This window comes from Pseudomonas sp. SZ40, assembly GCF_052958135.1.
Map to the genome: position 1 here is coordinate 24,071 of NZ_JBQWIF010000011.1, position 21,770 is coordinate 45,840.

Sequence of the window (21,770 nt, forward strand, 5' to 3'; positions counted from 1 at the left end):
CGTCACTCGCTGCCCAGGTGTAAGGGGGTGGCCACACGGCCGTCGTTCGCAGCCTCGCCGAAGCTGACGTCGAGCAGGTACACGCGCTCGGCCGCCAGCTTGCCGCTATCGACCAGATAGGCCTTGATCGCCGCAGCGCGATCTTGAGCCAACTGGCGCAGCAGGCCACGGCTGTCGCTCCAGGATTCGAGCACGGCATCACGCAGGCGCACCGTGCGCTCGTCACTGTCGAGCTCGGCCCACTCGGCAGGCGGCTGCTGTTTCAGGCGTGCGCGGTAGATGCCTTCCAGCAGCGGAGCCTTCTCGTCCTCGGGCACGACCAGCAGGTCGGCGCTGGCCGGCACCTGATCGCCACGGCGCTGCATGATGCGATACAGATAGTCCTGATATTCGCGCTCCAGGCGTTGGGCGGCCATCAGCGGGCCGTCGCTGCTCTGTGCGCTGGCGCCTTCGATCTCCAGGCGCAGGGTCGGGCGTTCCTGCAGGGCGGTGGCGAGCACGTCGAGAGACGTCTTCGCCTGGCCGTCCAGCTCGTCGCTGCCGGCGGCGAAGACCACCGTGCTCAGGTCCATCTCGGCGCCACCGCTGACCAGCCCGCCGATGAACTTGAAGGGCGCCTGGGCGGCACGCAGCACCAGATTGCGCAGGGTCTGCCAGACGATCGGCATGACGCTGAACTGCGGGTTGTTGAGGTCGCCCTGCAGCGGCAGCTCGATGGAAATGCGGCCCTGAGTGTCCTTGAGCAGGGCCACCGCCAGGCGGATCGGCAGGTCCACGGCGTCCGGGCTGTCGACCTTTTCGCCCAGCTGCAATTGTTCGACCAGCACCTTGTTCTCGGCATTCAGCTTGCCGTCATTGATGCGGTAGTGCAGGTCCAGATTCAGGCGGCCCTTGCGGATGCGGTAGCCGGCGAACTTGCCGGAGTAGGGCGTCAGGGTGGTCAGTTCGACCTGTTTGAACTGGGTGGCGATATCCAGGCTCTGCATCGGGTCGAAAGGCGTCAGGCTGCCTTTGATACTGACGGGGGCGTAGCGGTCGACCTTGCCGCTGATATCCACGGGCGCCGGTTTGCTGCTGGTGCTGTCGAGGGTGCCGATGCGGCCATTGAGCTGCTGCACGGCGGTGGCGAAATTGGGCCTGAGGCTGAAGTCGGCGAAGTTGGCCGAGCCGTCCTTCAGGCTGACCTCGCCGATACGGATCGCCATCGGCTTCTCGGCGGCGGCCGAGGACTGCGCCTGGGCGGCATTGCCGGCAGGTTGCTTGATGATCAGGTCATTGACGTTGGTGGTCAGGTCTTCGTTGATGATGAAGCGTGCATAGGGCTGCTCCAGATCGACCCGTGCGATGTCCAGGCGCTCGCCATGGCGATAGTCGACGCCGCCCAGGTCCAGTTGCTTCCAGCGCAGCAGGTCGCGGCCCTTGAGGGTGTCGAGGGTGTGCAACTGGGTGATCTGGGCGGTGCCCTGAACACGCAGAGCCAGAGGTTCGGTTGCCGTGAGCTCGACGCCAAGATCGCTGCTCAACAGGCCGCTACGCAGTTCCAGGTGCACGAAGGGGCTGATGTAGGCCTGTGCCACACGCAGGTCGATATTGCGGGTGGCGACCTTCAGATTGGCGGTGGTCGGGCTCAGTTGCACCTGGCCCTCGGCCTGCAGCTTGCCCTGTTTGCCGACCCCGGTATCGAGCTTGAGCGCGAAGGGCGAGGTGCCGAGGCTGTCGAAGTTCTGCATGTCCAGATCGAGCGGGCCCAGCTCCACGGCGACTGCTTCGTTCGGCACGCGGTCGACGAGGTGGGCGTGGTAGTCTCGCAGTTGCACGTCCTTGACCTGCACCTGCCAGGGTTTGGCGGGCTGCTTGGCGGCTGGCTGTGCCTCGTCACCAGCAGTGGCAGTGGCTTCTGGCTTCGGTGCATCTGCCACAGGCGCCGGCGTGGCGGCTTGCTGCGGTTTGCCGGCCAGGAGTTTCTGCCAGTCGAGTTCGCCATCGGCCTCGCGGGCCGCCCAGGCTTCCAGTTTCTGCCCGCGTACCTTGCCGATCACCACCTGCTGCTTGGCCAGGTCCAGAGAGGTTTCGCTGACTTCGAGGGAGTCCAGTTTCACCAGCGGCTTGCCGTCCGGCGCCTGCATGGCGAATGGCGCCACCTTGATGCGGGCGTCGCTGAGCAGCAGCTCGGTGCCGTCACGCAGGTTCAACCGGTAGTCGGTGGACAGGCTCACGACGCCTTTCTCCAGTACCAGCGGAACGGCGTCACGCACGTAGGGCCAGAACGCCTTCATCGGCTCGTCGGTGATCTTCAGGGTACCGCTGGAGCTGATCGGGCTCAGGCTCAGCTCGCCGCTCCAGTCGATACGGCCGCCAGCCGGGCCGGTGGCCACCAGGGTCATCTCGGCGTTGTCATCGGGCAGGGTGCTGAGGTTGCGCAGCTCGAGATTGAGGTCATCGTAATGGATGTCGATCGGCTCCTGCGGACGCAGGTCCTGGAAGTGCAGATTGCCGCCCAGCAGTTCGATGCGGTCGATGCGCAGGGGAAACGGCTCGCTGGCTTCTTCCGGCTGTTTCTCGCTGGCCGGCAGTTTGAACAGTTGCGCCAGGTTGAGGGTGCCGTCCTTGTCGAAACGCACTTCGGTGTGAGGCTTGACCAGCTTGACGTCGGCCAGGTGCAGGGCACCGCTCCACAGACTGTCCAGCTGCAGGTTCACGGCCAGGTGCTCGAAAGCGACCTGTTCCTTGCCGGGCGCCCCCAGGTGCAGCCCCCAGAGGTCCAGCTCGAGGGTAAAGGGGTTGAGCTGTAGCCGATCGAGCCGTGCAGGCTCGGTCGCATACTGTTCCAGCTGCTGATTGGCGATGCGCAGGGCAATGCCGGGCAGGATGAGGAAACCGATCAGGCTGTACAGGCCAATGGCAATCAGCAGAGCGGTGGCGGCGCGTCGCAATCCTTTGTGCATGGTCTTGCTTCATCTTCCTGGCGAGAGTGCCTTGGATTATGGCATGAGCCCTGGGTTCCGCGGCACGCCGCGCGGGCTCAAAAATGCAGGACGAGGGTTTTCAGCGGCGGGTTGCCATCGGTGGAGGGGAAGTCCGCGGCGGGTAGCAGTTGTTCATGCTCGCGCACCGGGCGCCCCAGTTTGCTGGCGCAGCGCAGCACCTGCTCGCGCCAATCGGCCATCGGCACTTTCGCCAGGTTGTTGCAGCACACCAGGCTGCCATGCTCGGCAGTGGCGAGAATCGCCGGTTTCAGCAGGCTCTGGTAATCGCGCAGCAGGTCGACCGTGCCGAAGGCGCTCTTGGCCCAGGCTGGCGGGTCGAGAAACACCAGATCGAACGGGCGCTGCTCGAGGCGTGGGTAACTCGGCAGCTTCTGGCCGCGGCGCGCGGCGATAGGCAAGCCGGCCCACTGGCGGATCGCCGGGAAGTAGTCCGACTGGACGAACTGCATGGCCGGCAACTGCGGGTTGAGCGCGCCATTTTCGCGACCGACCGCGAGGTTGCCCTCGGCGAAGTCGAGATTGACCACTTCCCGTGCGCCGCCCGCCGCGGCATTGAGGCCAACACCGCAGGTGTAGGCGAACAGGTTGAGCACGCTTTTCCCGGCGCTGTGGCGCTGGATCCAGCCACGGGCATTGCGCAGGTCGAGGAACAGCAGCGGATCCTGGCCCGCATGGCGGCCTCGCACGCGGTAATCGAGGCCCCATTCCCGACCCACCTGATCGGCCAGGGCTTCGTCGCTGGCGCTGTAGACGGGGTCGCTGCGATCGACACGGGAGTTACCGCCGGAACGGTCGTTGTAGACCAGCAGCGTGTGCAGCCCGAGGGTTTCATTGACCTGTTCGTGCAGCGCCAGCAGGTCGTCGCGGGTCAGCGTCTGGTGAAAGCTCTGCACCATCAACTGCTGGCCATAACGGTCGACGGTCAGGCCGCCGGCGCCTTCCTGGCTGCCGTGGAACAGGCGATAGCAATCGGTCTGCTGTGCGTGCAGCTCGGCGATCAGGGCGTGGCGATTGGCAAGTGCGCTGCGCACTGCCTGGTCGAGAGACGGCATGTGCAGCGACTCGTGATAAGGGGCGCGCAGTCTACCACCCTCGCAATCAGTTCAACGCCTGCTGCGCATCGGTACTGCTGCGTCGAGCAGATGCTCAGTAGGGTGGCAGGCCCATGCGTATCCGTGACTTGTGCAGCGAACCACTGCGTACCGCCCAGCGGATGATCGGTGCGATGGCGTGCACGCCGCTGCGGGTCAGGCGGCTGCGCAACGGTGTCATGCGCTGGTCGAGCATGCTCTGCGCCCAGCCCGGTAACAGGTCGATACCGGCTTGCAGGAACAACTGGCCAACGGGGGCTGCCAGCCTGCTGGGCGCTGGTGCGGCCAGCAGGATGCGCAGGATTTCCCGGGAGCGCTCGTCGCACAGCAATTGCTCGCGCATGCGCTCGAGGTAGGCCGCTATCTGCGCCCGGTTGCGCGGTACCTCGGCGGCCCCCAGGCGCTCGGCGACCAGGGCGATTTCTGCGTAGTAGCGATCCTGATCGGCTTCGCTCATGCGTGGATTCAGGTAGCGCAGGTGCGCCTGCAGGAAGCTGTACACCTCGGCCACATGCACCCAGGTGAGCAGATGCGGGTCACTGGCGGCATAGGGGCGGCCGTCCGGCGCGGTGCCAACCACGTGCAAATGAATGCGTTTGACCTTGTCGATCAGCCAGTCGGCGTCGTCGCGGCTGGCGAAGGTGGTGCCGGAAACGAACTGGCCGGTGCGACGCAGGCGACCCAGCAGATCCTCGCGGAAATTGGAGTGGTCCCATACGCCGGCCAGGGCCAGTGGATGCAAGGCCTGCAGCAGCAGGGCGCTGACCCCGCCAATGAGCATGCTGGTGAAGTCACCGTGGATGCGCCAACACACCGAATCCGGGCCGAACAGGCCGGGGTCGCCTTTGGGATTCTCGAAGTCGATCTGCCCCAGCGCGATGCCGCTGAGGCTGAGTACCTGGCTTTCTATACGACGGCGGATGACTTCCATGGCGCGAGCCTAAAGCGCCGGGCTGCGCGCCACAAGTCATGGTTCCGTTCGCGGTTGCCCCGGTTACCGCTGCGCTGCAAGGCGACGGCCTTAGCCTGCGGTCGAGTGTGGCGATACCCGGGGAAATCGTCGTCAGGAATTGAGCCGCTCGGCCACCAGGCTGTCGACCACGGCCGGGTCGGCCAGGGTCGAGGTGTCGCCCAGGCTGTCCAGTTCGTTGCAGGCGATCTTGCGCAGGATGCGGCGCATGATCTTGCCTGAGCGGGTCTTCGGCAGGCCCGGCGCCCACTGGATGAGCTCCGGTTTGGCGAAACTGCCGATTTCCTTGCCGACCAGACTGAGCAGTTCCTTTTTCAGCTCGTCGCTTGGCTCGATGCCGTTCATGGTGGTGACGAAGGCATAGATGCCCTGGCCCTTGACGTCATGCGGGTAGCCGACCACAGCCGCTTCGGCCACGGCGTCGTGCAGCACCAGCGCGCTTTCCACCTCGGCGGTGCCGATACGGTGGCCGGAGACGTTGATCACGTCGTCGATACGCCCGGTGATCCACCAGTAACCGTCCTCGTCGCGGCGCGCACCGTCGCCACTGAAGTAGTAACCGGGGTAGGCGGTGAAGTAGGTCTCGAGCATGCGCTTGTGATCGCCGTAGACGCTGCGGATCTGGCTTGGCCAACTGGCCTTGATGGCCAGTACGCCCGCGCCGGGCCCCTCGATTTCCTTGCCTTGCTCGTCCAGCAGCACCGGTTGCACGCCGAAGAACGGACGGGTCGCCGAGCCGGGCTTGAGGTCGGTGGCGCCGGGCAGTGGGGTGATCATGATGGCGCCGGTCTCGGTCTGCCACCAGGTGTCGACGATGGGGCAGCGCTTTTCGCCGACCACGTTGAAGTACCACTCCCAGGCTTCCGGGTTGATCGGCTCGCCGACGCTGCCGAGCAGGCGCAGGCTGCTGCGTGAGGTCTTCTTCACCGGCGCTTCGCCTTCGCGCATCAGTGCGCGCAGTGCCGTCGGTGCGGTGTAGAAGATGTTCACCTTGTGCTTGTCGATCACCTGCCAGAAGCGCGAGGTGTCGGGGTAGTTGGGCACGCCTTCGAAGATCAGGCTGGTGGCGCCGTTGGCCAGCGGGCCGTAGACGATGTAACTGTGCCCGGTGACCCAGCCGACATCCGCGGTGCACCAGTAGATATCGCCATCGTGATAGTCGAACACGTACTTGTGGGTCATCGCCGCCTGCAGCAGGTAGCCGGCGGTGCTGTGCAGCACGCCCTTGGGCTTGCCGGTGCTGCCGGAGGTGTAGAGGATGAACAGCGGGTCTTCGGCGTCCATGGGCTCGGCGGGGCAGTCGGCGGCCGCCTGTCGTACGGCCTCGTGGTACCAGAGATCGCGGCTCTCGTCCCACTCGATCGTGTTGTGGGTGCGCTCGACCACCAGCACGGTGGAGACGTTGGGGCAGTTTTTCAGGGCCTTGTCGACATTGCCCTTGAGGGGGATGAACTTGCCACCGCGCACGGCCTCATCGGCGGTGATCACGGTGCGGCAGTCGGCATCGAGAATGCGGTCACGCAGGGCATCCGGCGAAAAGCCGCCGAACACCACCGAGTGCACGGCGCCGATGCGGGTGCAGGCGAGCATCGCGTAGGCCGCCTCCGGGATCATCGGCATGTAGATGCACACGCGGTCGCCCTTCTTCACGCCGCGTTGTTTGAGCACGTTGGCCAGCCGGCAGACCTGCTCATGTAACTGCCGATAGGTGATGCTGGCCGAATCCTTGGGGTCGTCGCCTTCCCAGATCAGCGCCACCTGATCGCCACGTTTGGCCAGATGGCGGTCGATGCAGTTGTGGCTGATGTTCAGCTGGCCACCGGAAAACCAGCGAATGTCGCCCTTGCTCAGGCTGCCGCTGGAGACTTCATCCCAGGGTTTGAACCAGTCGAGAAAGGCCTTGGCCTGTTCGCCCCAGAACGTCTGCGGGTCGTCGACCGATTGGCGGTAGAGGCGCTGGTAGGCGGCGTCGTCGAGGTGAGCACGCTGGCGTGTTTCGTCGCTGACAGGGTGGCGGCTGATCGTGAACATGGCGGGGTACCCTTGTTGTTATATGTCCGCAATAGACACTAAGGGTAGCAGCCAAGTTTTACTGGTCGACCCCGACGAGGCCGAGAGTGACGCAAAGTGTTGCCGGTGCTCGCCGATGATCGAGCGCCGGCAATCCATCAACCGCGATGGCGACCGCGGAAGTAGTTGATCAGCCCCTGGGTGGAGCCGTCCTCGGCGCTGCTTTGCTCGCTGCCGACCATGCGCGAATAGACGCCCTTGCCCAGCTCCTTGCCGAGTTCCACGCCCCACTGGTCGAAGGCGTTGATGCCCCAAATGGCGCTCTGGGCGAACACCTTGTGCTCGTACAGGGCCACCAGCGCGCCGAGGCGGCGGGGGCTGATGCGCTCGAGCACCAGGGTGTTGCTCGGCCGGTTGCCGGGGATCACCTTGTGCGGCGCCAGGCGCTGGATGTCGTCTTCGCCGAGGCCCTTGCCGCGCAGTTCCGCCTCGGCTTCCTCGCGGGACTTGCCGAGCATCAGGGCCTGGCTCTGCGACAGGCAGTTGGCGTAGAGCCACTGGTGGTGGTCGGCGACCGGGTTGTAGCTGACCACCGGAACGATGAAGTCCGCCGGAATCAGCTGGGTGCCCTGGTGCAGCAGCTGGTGATAGGCGTGCTGGCCATTACAGCCCACGCCGCCCCAGATCACTGGCCCGGTCGCGCCGCTGACCGGGCTACCGTCCTGGCGCACGCTCTTGCCGTTGGACTCCATGTCGAGTTGCTGCAGGTGCCGGGTGATGTTGCGCAGGTAATGGTCGTACGGCAGGATCGCCTGGCTCTGGGCGTCCCAGAAATTGCCGTACCAGATACCCAGCAAGGCCAGCAGGACCGGCATGTTCTGCTCGAATGGCGCGGTCTTGAAGTGCACATCCATGCTGTACGCACCGGCCAGCAGTTCCTTGAAGTTGGACATGCCGATGGACAGGGCGATCGGCAGGCCAATGGCCGACCACAGCGAGTAACGCCCACCGACCCAGTCCCACATCGGGAAGATGTTCTCTTCGCGGATACCGAACGCCACCGCGGCTTCGCGGTTGCTCGACACGGCGATGAAATGACGATACAGCTCGGCCTCGGAGCCGCCCTGAGCCAGGTACCAGCCGCGTGCGGCCTGGGCGTTCTTGAGGGTTTCCAGAGTGCCGAAGGACTTCGATGAAACGATGAACAGGGTGGTTTCGGCCTGCAGCTTGGCCGACAGCTCGTGGAATTCGCTGCCGTCGATATTGGCCAGGTAGTGGCAGCGCACGCCGCGCTGGGCGAAGGGCAGCAGTGCCTCGGAAACCAGCTGCGGGCCGAGAAAGGAGCCGCCGATGCCGATGTTCACCACATCGGTGATGGGTTTTTCGGTGTAACCGCGCCACAGGCCGTTGTGGATGCGCCCGACCAGTTCGGTCATCTGCTGCAGTACCCGCTGCACCTGTGGCATCACGTCGATGCCGTCGACCAGCACCTTGTCGCCGAGCGGCCGACGCAGTGCGGTATGCAATGCCGGGCGACCTTCCGAGGCATTGAGCTTCTCGCCGTCGAACATGGCGCGGATCGATTGCTCCAGGCCGGCTTCGCGGGCCAGCGCCATCAACAGCGAGACGGTCTCGTCACTGGCCAGGTTCTTCGAATAGTCGAGAAACAGGCCACAACTGCTCAGGGAAAACTGCTCGAAACGCTGCGGGTTGCCAGCGAAGGCGTCGCGCATGCTGAAGTGCTGCATGGCCTGGCGATGCTGCTGCAACGCCTGCCAGGTAGGGAGGGCGAGAACATCGAGCGGCTGTTGGTAATACGCCATGGGGCTTCCTTGTTGGGGCATTGGGTTGGGCAGACTTCAGCGAGGGTGGTACATACCAAAAAGCCCGGATGATCGTCCGGGCTTTCGAGTGTATCCGGGTTTTCAGGCCCGGTGCAGGTGGCCGTCAGTAGCCTTGATCAAGGGTGAAGCTCAGGTTGTCGATCAGCCGGGTATTACCCAGGTAGGCGGCCACCAGCACGACCAGCTCGCGGTCGCCTGGGCCGAGCTGGCGCAGGCTCTGTGCTTCGCGCACTTCCAGATAGTCGGCACGCAGCCCTGCATCGGCATGCTGGCGCTGCGCCTGGGCGATCAGGGCCGGCAGGTCGCGCTCGCCAGCCTGGATGGCCTGGGCGATGTGCTGCAGCGAGCGGTACAGAACCGTGGCGGTTTCGCGCTGCTCATCGCTCAGATAACCGTTGCGCGATGACAGGGCCAGGCCGCTCTCGGCGCGCACGGTGGGTTCGCCGATGATCTGGATGGGCATGTTGAGGTCGCGCACCATGGTGCGGATCACCGCCAGTTGCTGGAAGTCCTTCTGGCCGAACACCGCCAGATCGGGCTGTACCATGTTGAACAGTTTGGTGACCACGGTGGCGACGCCCTCGAAGTGGCCAGGGCGGCTGGCACCGCAAAGGCCCTCGGACACGCCCGGCACGCTGATGCGGGTCTGCTCGCCCATGCCACCGGGGTACATCTCTGCGACGTCCGGGTGGAACAGCAGATGGCAGCCAGCGTCGACCAGGCGCTGCTGGTCGGCCTGGAGCGTGCGCGGGTACTTGTCGAGGTCTTCGGAGGGGCCGAACTGCATCGGGTTGACGAAGATGCTGGCGACCACGAAGTCGCTGCGTTGCGCGGCCTTTTCCACCAGTGCGGCGTGGCCGGCGTGCAGGTTGCCCATGGTCGGCACCAGGCCGATCTGCTTGCCTTCGGCACGGGCCTGGGCAACGGCAGCGCGCAGCTCGCGCACGGTCTTCACGGTGTTCATGCGGAGAATCCGTGTTCGGCGGCCGGGAAGCTGACGTCCTTCACGGCTTTCACATAGGCCGCGATGGCGTCTTCGATACCGGCCTGGCCATCCATGAAGTTCTTCACGAACTTGGCCATGCGGCCAGTCAGGGACACCCCGAGCATGTCGTGCAGCACCAGTACCTGGCCGTCGGTCTGCGGGCCGGCACCAATGCCGATAACCGGTATCTTCACGGTGCGGCTGATCTCGCCCGCCAGGTCGACCGGTACGCATTCGAGCAACAGCATGGCCGCACCCGCCTGCTCCAGCGCGATGGCGTCGGCAACCATCTGCCGGGCCTGTGCCTCCTGACGGCCCTGCACCTTGTAGCCACCGAGAATATTCACGGTTTGCGGGGTCAGGCCCATATGTGCGCACACCGGCACACCACGTTCAGCCAGGCGCGCGATGGATTCGGCCAGCCAGGCGGTGCCTTCGATCTTGACCATGTGAGCACCCGCCTGCATCAAGGCGCCGGCATTTTGCAGGGCTTGATCCACGGTGGCGTATGCCATGAAGGGCAGGTCGGCGACGATCAGCGCACCGCGGTTGCCGCGTTTGACGCTGGCCGTGTGGTAGGCCATGTCGTTGACGCTGACCGGTAGCGTGCTGTCATGCCCCTGCAGCACCATCCCAAGGGAGTCCCCGATCAGCAGCACTTCTACGCCTGCCTGCGAGCTGACCTTGGCGAAGGTGGCGTCGTAGCAGGTCAGCATGGTGATCTTTTCGCCCTTCTGCTTGAGCGCTTGCAGGGTGGTCAGGGTTACATCAGGCATGAACGTATCCTCACTCGGAACCTGTGCGGGCCTGTTGAATGCAGGCTCTCGTGGAGCAGGTTCTTTCTGGCATCGAAGAGGCAGCTAGGCTGCTTCAATGTGGCCTGTTTGGCGGCCCTTTTTGCTCCGGCATGGGGCAATGGGTGGCTATAGTCCCGATGGCGGGGGGGCAAGTCAATCGAATGTGTTACCGCGCTGTTACGTCGTTACCGCCAGCGGCAGAACCACCTGCTTCAGGGCGTCAGGCGTTCCAGGCCCTCGAAGGGGCAGGCCGCCAGCAGTGCGCCGAGGGAGCGGCCATCGGGCAACTCCAGGCCGGCAGCGATTTCCGCGAGTGGGTAGAGCACGAAGGCCCGCGCGTGCATGTGGTAGTGCGGGACGCGCAGTCGTGGCTCGTCGATCAGCCGCTCGCCGAACAGCAGGATGTCCAGGTCGAGCGTACGTGGGCCCCAGCGTTCGTGGCGTTCGCGGCCCTGACCCCGTTCGATGGCCTGCAGCGCATCGAGCAGCTGCAGCGGCTGCAGATCGGTGTCCAGCGCCGCGACGGCATTGGTGTAGCGCGGCTGGCCGGGGAGCAGCGAATCGCTGACATAGAAGGAAGAAACCGCCGCGAGGCGGGTATCTGGCAGGTGCTCGAGTGCGGCAAGCGCCTGGCGCAACTGCTCGGCCGGTTCGGCGAGGTTGCTGCCCAGACCGATATGGACACGTTCCATGCTTAGTCGGCTGCGCCGCCGCCCTGAGGGCTACGCTTGCGCTTGTTGCCGCCACTGCGGCGGCGCTTGCGGGGCGCGCCTGGTGCGTCGTCCTTGCTGGACAGGTCGCGGATCATCACCCGGCGGTCGCTGTCGCTGGCGTCCTGGTAGTCCGTCCACCAGTCGCCGAGGCCGCCTGTTTCCTCGCCGGCGCTCTCGCGCAGCAGCAGGAAGTCGTAACCGGCGCGGAAGCGTGGGTTTTCCAGCAGCAGATCGGCGCGCTTGCCGCTGCGTCGTGGCAGGCGCTCCTGCATGTCCCAGATCTCGCGGATCGGCAGGGTGAAGCGTTTCGGCACGGCGATGCGCTGGCACTGCTCGGCGATCAGTTCGTGAGCCGCTTCCTGCATGGCCGGAATGGCCGGCATGCCGCGCTCCTGGAGGCGAATCACTCGAGCCGGCAGCGCTGGCCAGAGCAGCGCCGCGAACAGGAAAGCGGGGGTGACCGGCTTACCCTGGTGGATGCGCAGATCGGTGTTGTCCAGGGCGTTGCGGATCAGTGTGTCGGTGTATTCCGGGTTCTGTCTCAGCGCCGCGGCGCTGGCCGGGAACAGCTGGCCGAACAGGCCGTAGTCCACCAGCAGGTCATAGGTGTAGATGGCGTAGCCGCTGAGAAACAGCTTGAGCACTTCGTCGAACAGGCGAGCGGCGGGAATGCCCCCCAGCAGGTGAGCCAGGTCATAGATGGGATCGGCGCTGTGCTTCTCGATATCGAAGTCCAGCTTGGCGGCGAAGCGCACGGCACGCAGCATGCGCACCGGATCTTCCTGATAACGCTGCGTGGGGTTGCCGATCAGCCGCACCAGGTTGTTGCGGATGTCGTGCATGCCATTGGCGTAGTCGAGAATCCGCTCGGATACCGGATCGTAGTACAGCGCATTGATGGTGAAGTCGCGGCGCTGGGCGTCGTCCTCCAGGGTGCCGTAGACGTTGTCACGCAGAATGCGGCCGCTCTCGTTGCGCGAGGACTGGTTGGTATCCTCTTCCTCTTCACCCTGCGGGTGGTTGGCGCGGAAGGTGGCGGTCTCGATGATCTCGCGGCCGAAGTGCACGTGGACCAGCTTGAAGCGGCGACCGATCACCCGGGCATTGCGGAATTCACCCCTGACCTGCTCCGGGGTAGCGCTGGTGGCGACGTCGAAGTCCTTGGGCTCGATGCCCAGCAGCAGATCGCGTACGCAGCCACCGACCAGATAGGCCTCGTAGCCTGCATTCTGCAGACGCTCGACCACGCTGATCGCGTAGCGGCTTATCTGCCCACGCTGGATCGGGTGCTGGTTGTTGTTCAGCACGTGCGGCGTACTGTGAGGCTGGTGAGCGCGGCGCAGCGGCGAACGAAGGGACTTGAACAGCTTTTTCAGCATGGAGAGCACTGTATGACGAAATGAATGGCCAGAATAATGTAAAGGCGCAGAAATAGCGCGGATTCTAGCATTGAGTCGCGGATGGGTGTAAGCGGGGGAGGGAGGGCAGGCCGGGGCACAAGCTACTGGGGGAGCCGAAGCTCCCCCACAAATGTTGCTATGCGTTTTTCTTGTTATGCGGGCTTGTTGTTCTTGTTCGATCGCCCGTTCCGGAATCCATGCCGTCCGGAAAACCTCCCGTATCGGGAGCAAGAGCAAACGGATTACTTTGGATGCTGACGCTACCTCGGGTCTCTGACCCAACCAGAACCGGTGCTGTCTATCGACAGTTTTATTGTTCTCTATCTGGTTACGGGGCAAGGCCCCATGAGGAAATCCTCTCCAAAAGAATCAGTTAGCTGCGTCTCCTGCCGTCTTGTTCTTATTGTGCTGGAGTCGTTTCGTCTTATTTTTATTGTCGTTGGTCATGCTTGTTATTGTTGTTGTGCGAGAGATAAAGCATTCCGCGTGCCAGTTTTTATTTTTCCTTTAAAAACAATAATTTAGGTTTTTTTACTTTTGCGAGGGCAAAAAAAAGCCGGGATTCCGTTACCGTAAACCCCGGCTTTGTTACGTGCTTCGCTCGGTGCGGTAACAGCCGAGCTAGACGCTATTCGCTGGTAACGCTCGACTTGCGCCGCGGAATGCCCAGGCGCTGGCGACGTTCCCACAGGCACTTGCGGCTGATGCCCAGTTTGCGGGCCAGTTCGGTCTCGGTCATGTGGTCCTGATGCTCGAGTACGAAGTGCTGGAAGTAGTCTTCCAGCGAAAGATCCTCGCTGGGGTCCTGGCTGGTGCCATTGACCGCTCCGCTCTGTGGCGGCAGGCCCATGAACGCATCGTCGTCGAGGTCTTCCAGCTCGATGTCGATACCCAGCAGGTCGGCATTGATGGTGCTGCCGTCGCAGAGGATCACCGAGCGCTCGATGGCGTTCTCCAGTTCCCGCACGTTACCCGGCCAGCTGTAGTGGTGGATGGCCTGTTCCGCGTCCGGGCCGAAATGCAGGTCGGTGCGCCCCATGCGGGTGGATTGGCGCAGCAGGAAGGCGCGGGCGATTTCCAGCACGTCGCTGCCGCGCTCGCGCAGTGGCGGCAGTTTCAGGGCGATGACGTGCAGCCGGTAATAGAGGTCTTCACGGAACTGGCCGGTTTTCGACAGGGTTTTCAGGTCGCGGTGAGTCGCCGCGATCAGGCGCACGTCGACCTTCTGCGACTGCACAGAGCCGACCCGACGTATCTCGCCTTCCTGCAGAACGCGCAGCAGGCGCGCCTGGGCTTCCAGAGGCAGTTCGCCGATTTCATCGAGGAACAGGGTACCGCCGTCGGCGGCCTCCACCAGGCCGGCGCGGCTGGCGCTGGCGCCGGTGAACGCGCCCTTTTCATGGCCGAACAGCTCGGATTCGATGAGGGTTTCCGGGATCGCCGCGCAGTTGACCGAAATCAGCGGGGCCTTGGCGCGCTTCGACAGGTTGTGCAGCGCCCGGGCGACCAGCTCCTTGCCGGTACCGGATTCGCCCTGCACCAGCACGTTGGAGTCGGTGGGGGAGACCTTGCGGATCTTGCTGTACAGCTCCAGCATCGCCGGGCTGGAGCCGATGATGCCGATTTCGCCATTGGCGGCCTTGTCGCTCTTTTCCGCGCCGCGTGTTGCGGCCGGAGCGTTCCCTGCCTGGCTGCGTACCGCCTGACGGTCACGCAGGATGCGCGCCACGGCTTGCAACATCTCGTCATGATCGAAGGGTTTGGCGATGTAATCGACAGCGCCCATTTTCATCGAGTCGACCGCCGAGCGCAGGCTCGCATAGCTGGTCATGATCAGCACCGGAGCGCCCTGGGCGAGCTTGATCAGCTCGGTGCCCGGTGCGCCAGGCAGACGCAGGTCACTGACCACCAGATCGAACCCCGGGATGTCGAAGCGCTCCTGGGCTTCCTGTACCGAACCGGCCTCGCTGACCTGGTACTGGTTGCGTTCGAGCAGGCGACGCAGGGCAGAGCGGATGATGGTTTCGTCTTCGACGATCAGGATATGAGGCATTTAATCGAATTCTCTCGACGGTCTCGGAACCTGCTTCCCGGTGCTGTAGCCAAGCTGGGCCACGCGCATCGCCAGGAATGCGGTTCTTCGGAATTTAGGTCGCCAGTGGCATTGCCTCGATGTGCCGCGGCAGCGTCACCCGGATGCGGGTGCCACGTTGCTGCTCGGGGTCGATCGGGCTGTCGATTGTTATCTGGCCATAATGCTCTTCCACGATGGAATAGACCAGCGCGAGGCCGAGTCCGGTTCCCTTGCCGGGGTCCTTGGTGGTGAAGAACGGCTCGAACAGCCGGTCCATCACGCCCTTGGGAATCCCGCTGCCTTCGTCCTCGACGATCAGGTCGACGGTGTGTTCCGACGCTTCGCTGCGCACGCGAATGGCACCGCCAGCTGGCGAGGCGTCGCGAGCGTTGCTCAGCAGGTTGATCAGCACCTGGGCGAGGCGCTGTGGATCACCGTGTGCCCAATGATCGGGCTTGCACAGGTTGAAGAATTGCACGTCCACACTGCGCCGGTTAAGCGCCAGCAGACCAATGGCTTCCTGAGCGATTTCGGCCAGGCAGACCGGCTCGTCGGCTTGCTGATGGCTACCCGAGTGGGCGAAGTTCATCAACGAGTGGACGATGCGCGTGACCCGCTTGGTCTGCTCGAGAATCTGTGCGCTGATTTCGGTCAGTTCGCCATCGCCTTCACGTTCTTCGCGCAGGTTTTGCGCGAGGCAGGCGATGCCGGTGATCGGGTTGCCGATTTCATGGGCCACGCCGGCGGCGAGGCGACCGATACTGGCCAGGCGCTCGGAGTGCACCAGCTTGTCTTCGAGCATCTGGGTTTCGGTCAGGTCCTCGACCAGCAGCACCAGGCCACTGTTACCCGGTGCCAGCGGCTCGTCGATGGCCGCCTTGTGCAGGTTGAGCCAACGGATCTGGCCGTCCAGCGCCAGGCGCTGCTTGTGCAGGTGTTCGTCGGGAATCTCGATGAAGCGTTGCAGCAGGTCACGCCAGGGCTCGCCAAGGGTCGACAGGCGAGAACCGACGATGCGCTGTGCGGGAATTTCGGTGAGTTCTTCCATGGCCTTGTTCCACATCAGGATCTCGTGATCCTTGGCCAGGGAGCAGACGCCCATCGGCAGTTCCTGCAGGGTCTGGCGGTGATAGCGGCGCAGGGCATCGAGTTCCGCGGCGAGGCCGGTGAGGCGCGAGTGATAATCCTCGAGGCGGCTCTCGATGAAGTGGATGTCCTCGGTCACGTAGCTTTCGCTACCGGACTTGTAGGGCAGGAAGGACTCGATGATGTCCTGGGCCACGCTCGGTCCCATCAGCCCGGACAGGTTGGCTTCCAGGCGATCGCGCAAGCGACGCAGCGCATAAGGGCGGCTTTCGTCGAACGGCAGATGCAGGTCGCGCAGGGCCTGTTCGACTTCACGCTGGGCGGTCTTGGCACCCAGCGGTTTGGCCAGCTGGGTGGCGAATTCCTGGGGCGACAGCGCCAGCAGCTCCCGGCGCTGTGGGCGACGCACGTTGTCCACGGCGCAGGCTTCCGCGGCGCTGTCCTCTTCCGGGCTCGAGTCGGTGAACACCGAGACCAGGGTGAACACCAGCACGTTGGTGGCCAGCGAGGCGATGGCCGCCATGTGCCAACTGCTGTCATCCAGCACGTAGACCAGGTCCAGAATCGGCACGTAGAGGCCGGGCAGGGTGCCCAGCAGCGGCATCAGCATGCTGACCGACCACACGCCGATGCCCGCCAGCAGACCGGCGATGAAGCCGCGGCGGTTGGCGGTCGGCCAATACAGTACCGAGAGCACGCCGGGCAGGAACTGCAGGGTGGCGACGAAGGACACGATGCCCAGGTTGGCCAGATCCTGCTGGGCGTCGAGCAGGTTATAGAAGCCGTAGCTGGCGAGGATGATGGCGACGATCAGCGCGCGGCGCGTCCATTTCAGCCAGCGGTAGATATTGCCCTCGGCCGGTGGCTGGTAGAGCGGCAGCACCACGTGGTTGAGCAGCATGCCCGACAGCGCCAGGGTGGTGACGATGATCAGGCCGCTGGAGGCGGACAGACCGCCGATGTAGGCGATCAGCGCCAGGGTCGGGCTGTCCACGGCGATGCCCAGGCCGAGGGTGAAGTACTCCGGGCTGGTGGTCGAGCCCAGGCGCAGGCTGGCCCAGAGAATCAGCGGCACGGCCAGGCTCATCAGCAGCAGGAACAGCGGCAGGCCCCAGCTGGCACTGACCAGAGCGCGCGGGTTGAGGTTCTCGGTGAAGGTCATGTGGTACATGTGCGGCATGACGATGGCCGAGGCGAAGAACACCAGCAGCAGGGTGCGCCACGGGCCTTCCTGCAACGGCGTGTGCAGGCTGGCCAGCGCCGCCTGGTTGAGCACCAGCCATTGCTCCAGCTCGCGCGGGCCGTCGAATACCGCGTACAGCGCATACAGACCGATGGCGCCCATGGCCAGCAGCTTGACCACCGACTCGAAGGCGATGGCGAACACCAGGCCTTCGTGCTTTTCCCGGGTCGCCAGGTGGCGGGCGCCGAACAGGATGGTGACCAGAATGAACAGGCCGCAGAACGCCAGGGCGATCTGTGGCTGCACCGGTTCCCGGGTGAGGATGCCGATCGCATCGGTGACCGCCTGGATCTGCAGGGCCAGCAGCGGCAGCACGGCGATCAGCATGCACAGCGTGCTCAGCGCGCCGGCCCAGGTGCTGCGAAAGCGAAACGCGAACAGATCGGCCAGCGACGACAGCTGATAGGTACGGGTGATGCGCAGGATGGGGTAGAGCAGCACCGGCGCCAGCAGGAATGCCCCGGTCACGCCCAGGTAGCTGGCCAGGAAGCCGTAGCCGTACTGGTAGGCCAGGCCGACGGTGCCGTAGAAGGCCCAGGCGCTGGCGTACACGCCCAGCGACAGGGTATAGGTCAGCGGGTGACGAATCAGCCGGCGCGGAATCAGGCCGCGGTCAGCGCACCAGGCGACACTGAACAACACGAGCAGGTAGGCGGCGCTGACCGCCATCAACCCGCTGAGGCTAAAGCTCGTCGGCATCACGTTGGCTCTGCGAGTGGAGGTGAACGGCGGTGGGCGGGCGACCCCGCATCAGGTCAGAGCTCGTCTGCATCGCGCTGGCTCTGCAGGATGAAGGTCACCACGATGAGGATCAGCCACAGCATGTAAGGCCGGTACCAGGCGCCGTTGGGGTCGATCCACCAGTCCATGATGGCGGGCGAGAACAGGTAGATGCCCACTACCAGGATCAGAACCAATCGATAGATATACATGCCGCGTCTCGCTACTGAGTGTGCCGATGGTAACGGAAGCGCACTGCGCTGGCTAAGGTGCTGTTATGGTGCGTGATGTTCGTTGTGGGGCGTGGCATGCCCCATGCTGGGGCCAAGTCTTCGCCGAGCTGTTCGCTGTGCCGCCTCAGGCCGGCGCTGGCACAAGTCTTGCGCCGTTATCTCCATCGCCCAGGCTTGCAGGAGGCCCGCCGTGTCGATTCATGTCGCGTTGCACCACGTTACTCATTATCGCTACGACCGTGCCGTCAATCTGGGGCCACAGATCATTCGCTTGCGCCCGGCCCCCCACAGCCGCACGCGGATCCTTTCCTACTCCCTGAGCGTCGAGCCGGGTGAGCACTTCATCAACTGGCAGCAGGACCCCCAGGGCAACTACCTGGCGCGCCTGGTATTCCCGGAAAAGACCCGCGAGTTGCGCGTCGAGGTGGATCTGGTCGCCGAGATGGCGGTGTTCAACCCGTTCGACTTCTTCCTCGAGCCCTATGCCGAGCAGATTCCCCTGACCTACACCGCCGGCGAGCAGCGCGAGCTGGCGCCGTATCTGGTCAGGCTGCCGGGCGAGGCGCGCTTCAACGAGTATCTGGCGAGCATCGACCGTACGCCAAAGGCCAGTGTGGATTTCCTGGTCGCCCTGAATCAGCGTCTGGCCGCCGATATCGATTATCTGATCCGCATGGAGCCGGGCGTGCAGACGCCCGAGCAGACCCTGGTCAATGCTTCGGGCTCGTGCCGTGATTCATCCTGGCTGCTGGTCCAGCTGTTCCGTCACCTGGGCCTGGCCGCACGTTTCGTGTCCGGCTATCTGATTCAGCTCAGTGCCGACGTCAAATCCCTGGATGGCCCGTCGGGCACCGAGGTGGATTTCACCGACCTGCACGCCTGGTGCGAAGTGTACCTGCCAGGCGCCGGCTGGATCGGCCTCGACCCCACCAGCGGGCTGTTCGCCGGTGAAGGTCACATTCCCCTGGCCTGTAGCCCGGAGCCCTCGTCGGCAGCGCCGATCAGCGGGGCGGTGGACGACTGCGAAAGCGAGTTCAGCCATGAGATGCGCGTGGAGCGTATCTGGGAAGCGCCGCGGGTCACCAAACCCTACACCGACAACCAATGGCGCGACATCGTCGACCTGGGCCGCCGTGTCGACGACGACCTGCAGGCCGCCGACGTACGCCTGACCATGGGCGGCGAGCCAACCTTCGTCGCCCTCGATTACCCGGATGACGCTGAATGGAACACCGCGGCTCTGGGGCCGAACAAGCGCCGTTTGGCCACGGATCTGTTCCTGCGCCTGCGTGAGCACTACGCGCCAACTGCCCTGGTGCATTTCGGCCAGGGCAAGTGGTACCCGGGCGAGCAGCTGCCGCGCTGGTCGCTGAATGCCTTCTGGCGCCGCGATGGTCAGCCGGTCTGGCGTAACGCCGAGCTGCTGGCCGATGAAGGGCGCGACTATGGCGCCGATGCCGACACGGCCGCGCGCTTTCTCGCCAACCTGGCCGAGCGCCTGGGCGTCGATGCGGCTCACCGCTTTCCGGCTTTCGAAGACGGTCTCTATTACCTGTGGCGTGAGGGGCGTTTGCCCGACAACGTTTCTCCTGAAGACGCCCGCCTGGCCGACCCACTGGAGCGCGAGCGCCTGCGCCGGGTATTCGAGCAGGGCCTCGATCGGGTGATCGGGCATGTCCTGCCGCTGGCCCGCGATACCCGCCGTGCTGGCTGGCGCAGTGGCTCCTGGTACCTGCGCGATGAGTATTGCCGTCTGGTACCCGGCGATTCGGCCCTGGGCTATCGCCTGCCGCTGGATTCCCTGCCCTGGGTCAAAGCCGAGGAATTCCCCTACGTGACGCCAGCGGACCCGTCTCAGGTGTTCGCGCCGCTGCCGGCCTCCGCCGAGTTGCAGTACCAGGCGCGCGGCGTCTGGAATGGCAGCCGAGGCAATGCGCCAGCCAAACCCAAACGCGGTCAGTCGGCAGCCGACGTGGTGCGCACGGCATTGTGCGCCGAGCCTCGCGATGGCCGGCTGTACCTGTTCATGCCGCCGCTGAGTGACCTCGAGGATTACCTGGAGCTGGCCGCCGCCATCGAGGACACCGCTGCCGAACTGGATTGCCCGGTGCTCCTCGAGGGGTACGAGCCGCCTAACGACCCGCGACTGCAGTTCTTCCGGGTGACCCCGGACCCTGGCGTGATCGAGGTGAATATCCACCCGGCGGCCAGTTGGGACGAGCTGGTCGAACGCACCGAGTTCCTCTATGAACAGGCGCGTCAGTGCCGCCTGAGCAGCGAGAAGTTCATGATCGATGGCCGCCACACCGGTACCGGCGGCGGCAACCACTTCGTTCTCGGTGGCGCCACACCTGTGGATTCGCCCTTCCTGCGCCGCCCCGATCTGCTGCGCAGCCTGATCAGCTACTGGCACAATCACCCGTCGTTGTCCTATTTGTTCTCCGGGTTGTTCATCGGTCCGACCTCCCAGGCGCCCCGGGTCGACGAGGCGCGCAACGATGCCCTCTACGAGCTGGAAATCGCCTTCGCACAGATGCCCGAGCCCGGTCGCGAGTGCCCGCCGTGGCTGGTCGACCGCCTGCTGCGCAATCTGCTGGTCGATGTCTCCGGCAATACCCACCGTGCCGAGTTCTGCATCGACAAGTTGTATTCCCCGGATTCGGCCTCCGGGCGTCTTGGTCTGCTCGAGCTGCGTGCCTTCGAAATGCCGCCGCACGCGCAGATGAGCCTGGCCCAGCAGTTGTTGCTGCGGGCGCTGATCGCGCGGTTCTGGAAGGAGCCTTACCGGCCCGCACGCCTGGTGCGCTGGGGTACCGAACTGCATGACCGCTTCTTGCTGTCGCACTTCGTCGAGCAGGATTTTGCCGATGTGCTGCAGGAACTGACCACCTTCGGTTACCGCCTGCGCGCCGACTGGTTCGCACCGCATTTCGAGTTTCGCTTCCCCAAGGCCGGCGACTTCAACGTCAAGGGCATCGATCTGGAGCTGCGTCAGGCGCTGGAGCCCTGGCATGTGCTGGGCGAAGAGGGCGCGGTGGGCGGTACGGTGCGTTATGTCGACTCGTCCCTCGAGCGGATGCAGGTCAAGGTCAATGGCCTGACCCCGGATCGTTACGTGTTGACCTGCAATGGCGTGCCGGTCCCGCTGCGAGCGACCGGCAAGGTCGGTGAGTTCGTCGCCGGGGTGCGCTTCCGTGCCTGGCAGCCCGCGGCCTGTCTGCAGCCGACCATCGGCGTGCATGCGCCGCTGATTTTCGACCTGGTGGATACCTGGATGAACCGCTCCATCGGCGGATGCCAGTATCATGTCGCCCATCCCGGTGGGCGAAACTATGACAGCCTGCCGGTGAACGCCTATGAGGCGGAAAGCCGGCGCCTGGCACGCTTCTTCCGCCTTGGGCATAGCCCGGGTAAACGGGCGGCGCTGACGCCAAGCAGTAATCAGGAGTTGCCAACGACCCTGGATCTGCGCCGCATCTGAGAACCTGCGCAACGTCGGCTGCGCGCCGACGCTGCGGCGTTAAAAACAGCTCAGGAGTGCGCATGTACACCAGTACACTCCGCTTCCTGGCCTGTTTTTGGGGGCGCCAAGCCCTTGCCGTGCTCTAGCTCGCGCG

13 protein-coding genes are annotated in these 21,770 nt (G+C 64.5%); 1 reads left to right on the top strand and 12 read right to left on the bottom strand.

Annotated features, from left to right (window positions below; all coding sequences use genetic code 11):
- Window positions 1–2 precede the first annotated feature (2 nt).
- The 12 genes from ACT9T4_RS11110 to ACT9T4_RS11165 form a co-directional block, all read right to left on the bottom strand.
- A complete protein-coding gene (locus ACT9T4_RS11110; protein WP_499116972.1) occupies window positions 3–2,945 on the bottom strand; it encodes a DUF748 domain-containing protein in 2,943 nt (980 codons plus the stop codon).
- Window positions 2,946–3,022: 77 nt separating this feature from the next.
- Window positions 3,023–4,039, bottom strand: a complete 1,017-nt coding sequence (locus ACT9T4_RS11115) for a class I SAM-dependent rRNA methyltransferase (protein ID WP_042556242.1) — start codon at window positions 4,037–4,039, stop codon at window positions 3,023–3,025.
- Between the two features lie 94 nt (window positions 4,040–4,133).
- Window positions 4,134–5,009, bottom strand: coding sequence for an oxygenase MpaB family protein (locus ACT9T4_RS11120; protein WP_499116973.1), 876 nt, complete (start codon window positions 5,007–5,009; stop codon window positions 4,134–4,136).
- A gap of 132 nt (window positions 5,010–5,141) precedes the next feature.
- Window positions 5,142–7,079 (bottom strand): acetate--CoA ligase, encoded by a 1,938-nt coding sequence (acs, locus tag ACT9T4_RS11125; RefSeq protein WP_499116975.1) that lies wholly within the window; start codon window positions 7,077–7,079, stop codon window positions 5,142–5,144.
- Between the two features lie 137 nt (window positions 7,080–7,216).
- Window positions 7,217–8,881, bottom strand: a complete 1,665-nt coding sequence (pgi, locus tag ACT9T4_RS11130; RefSeq protein ID WP_042556245.1) for a glucose-6-phosphate isomerase — start codon at window positions 8,879–8,881, stop codon at window positions 7,217–7,219.
- Window positions 8,882–9,005: 124 nt separating this feature from the next.
- Complete coding sequence (gene panC, locus ACT9T4_RS11135) at window positions 9,006–9,866, bottom strand: pantoate--beta-alanine ligase (protein ID WP_042556246.1); 861 nt, start codon at window positions 9,864–9,866, stop codon at window positions 9,006–9,008.
- The gene (gene panB, locus ACT9T4_RS11140) at window positions 9,863–10,663 is read right to left on the bottom strand and encodes a 3-methyl-2-oxobutanoate hydroxymethyltransferase (RefSeq protein ID WP_042556247.1); all 801 of its coding nucleotides are present in this window, start codon (window positions 10,661–10,663) and stop codon (window positions 9,863–9,865) included. Before panB ends, panC begins: the two co-directional genes overlap by 4 nt.
- A gap of 233 nt (window positions 10,664–10,896) precedes the next feature.
- A complete protein-coding gene (folK, locus tag ACT9T4_RS11145) occupies window positions 10,897–11,376 on the bottom strand; it encodes a 2-amino-4-hydroxy-6-hydroxymethyldihydropteridine diphosphokinase (protein WP_042556248.1) in 480 nt (159 codons plus the stop codon).
- A gap of 2 nt (window positions 11,377–11,378) precedes the next feature.
- A complete protein-coding gene (locus ACT9T4_RS11150) occupies window positions 11,379–12,776 on the bottom strand; it encodes a polynucleotide adenylyltransferase PcnB (protein ID WP_042556249.1) in 1,398 nt (465 codons plus the stop codon).
- Between the two features lie 649 nt (window positions 12,777–13,425).
- Window positions 13,426–14,850 carry a sigma-54-dependent transcriptional regulator gene (locus tag ACT9T4_RS11155; RefSeq protein WP_042556250.1) on the bottom strand — a complete coding sequence of 475 codons (1,425 nt, stop codon included), beginning with the start codon at window positions 14,848–14,850 and terminating at the stop codon, window positions 13,426–13,428.
- 94 nt (window positions 14,851–14,944) lie between these two features.
- On the bottom strand, window positions 14,945–17,899 hold the full coding sequence (locus tag ACT9T4_RS11160) for a sensor histidine kinase (protein WP_042556251.1): 2,955 nt from the start codon (window positions 17,897–17,899) through the stop codon (window positions 14,945–14,947).
- 56 nt (window positions 17,900–17,955) lie between these two features.
- Complete coding sequence (locus tag ACT9T4_RS11165) at window positions 17,956–18,132, bottom strand: hypothetical protein (protein WP_042556252.1); 177 nt, start codon at window positions 18,130–18,132, stop codon at window positions 17,956–17,958.
- A 211-nt stretch (window positions 18,133–18,343) separates the two neighbouring features.
- Between ACT9T4_RS11165 and ACT9T4_RS11170 the strand changes: the two genes are divergently transcribed.
- Window positions 18,344–21,634, top strand: a complete 3,291-nt coding sequence (locus ACT9T4_RS11170; protein WP_179538999.1) for a transglutaminase family protein — start codon at window positions 18,344–18,346, stop codon at window positions 21,632–21,634.
- Window positions 21,635–21,770 lie beyond the last annotated feature (136 nt).

Excerpts from the sequence above, each read along its gene's own strand:
- ACT9T4_RS11110 (WP_499116972.1), bottom strand. The coding sequence starts at position 2,945 with ATGCACAAAGGATTGCGACGCGCCGCCACCGCTCTGCTGATTGCCATT.
- ACT9T4_RS11115 (WP_042556242.1), bottom strand. The coding sequence starts at position 4,039 with ATGCCGTCTCTCGACCAGGCAGTGCGCAGCGCACTTGCCAATCGCCAC.
- ACT9T4_RS11120 (WP_499116973.1), bottom strand. The coding sequence starts at position 5,009 with ATGGAAGTCATCCGCCGTCGTATAGAAAGCCAGGTACTCAGCCTCAGC.
- acs (WP_499116975.1), bottom strand. The coding sequence starts at position 7,079 with ATGTTCACGATCAGCCGCCACCCTGTCAGCGACGAAACACGCCAGCGT.
- pgi (WP_042556245.1), bottom strand. The coding sequence starts at position 8,881 with ATGGCGTATTACCAACAGCCGCTCGATGTTCTCGCCCTCCCTACCTGG.
- panC (WP_042556246.1), bottom strand. The coding sequence starts at position 9,866 with ATGAACACCGTGAAGACCGTGCGCGAGCTGCGCGCTGCCGTTGCCCAG.
- panB (WP_042556247.1), bottom strand. The coding sequence starts at position 10,663 with ATGCCTGATGTAACCCTGACCACCCTGCAAGCGCTCAAGCAGAAGGGC.
- folK (WP_042556248.1), bottom strand. The coding sequence starts at position 11,376 with ATGGAACGTGTCCATATCGGTCTGGGCAGCAACCTCGCCGAACCGGCC.
- ACT9T4_RS11150 (WP_042556249.1), bottom strand. The coding sequence starts at position 12,776 with ATGCTGAAAAAGCTGTTCAAGTCCCTTCGTTCGCCGCTGCGCCGCGCT.
- ACT9T4_RS11155 (WP_042556250.1), bottom strand. The coding sequence starts at position 14,850 with ATGCCTCATATCCTGATCGTCGAAGACGAAACCATCATCCGCTCTGCC.
- ACT9T4_RS11160 (WP_042556251.1), bottom strand. The coding sequence starts at position 17,899 with ATGCCGACGAGCTTTAGCCTCAGCGGGTTGATGGCGGTCAGCGCCGCC.
- ACT9T4_RS11165 (WP_042556252.1), bottom strand. The coding sequence starts at position 18,132 with ATGTATATCTATCGATTGGTTCTGATCCTGGTAGTGGGCATCTACCTG.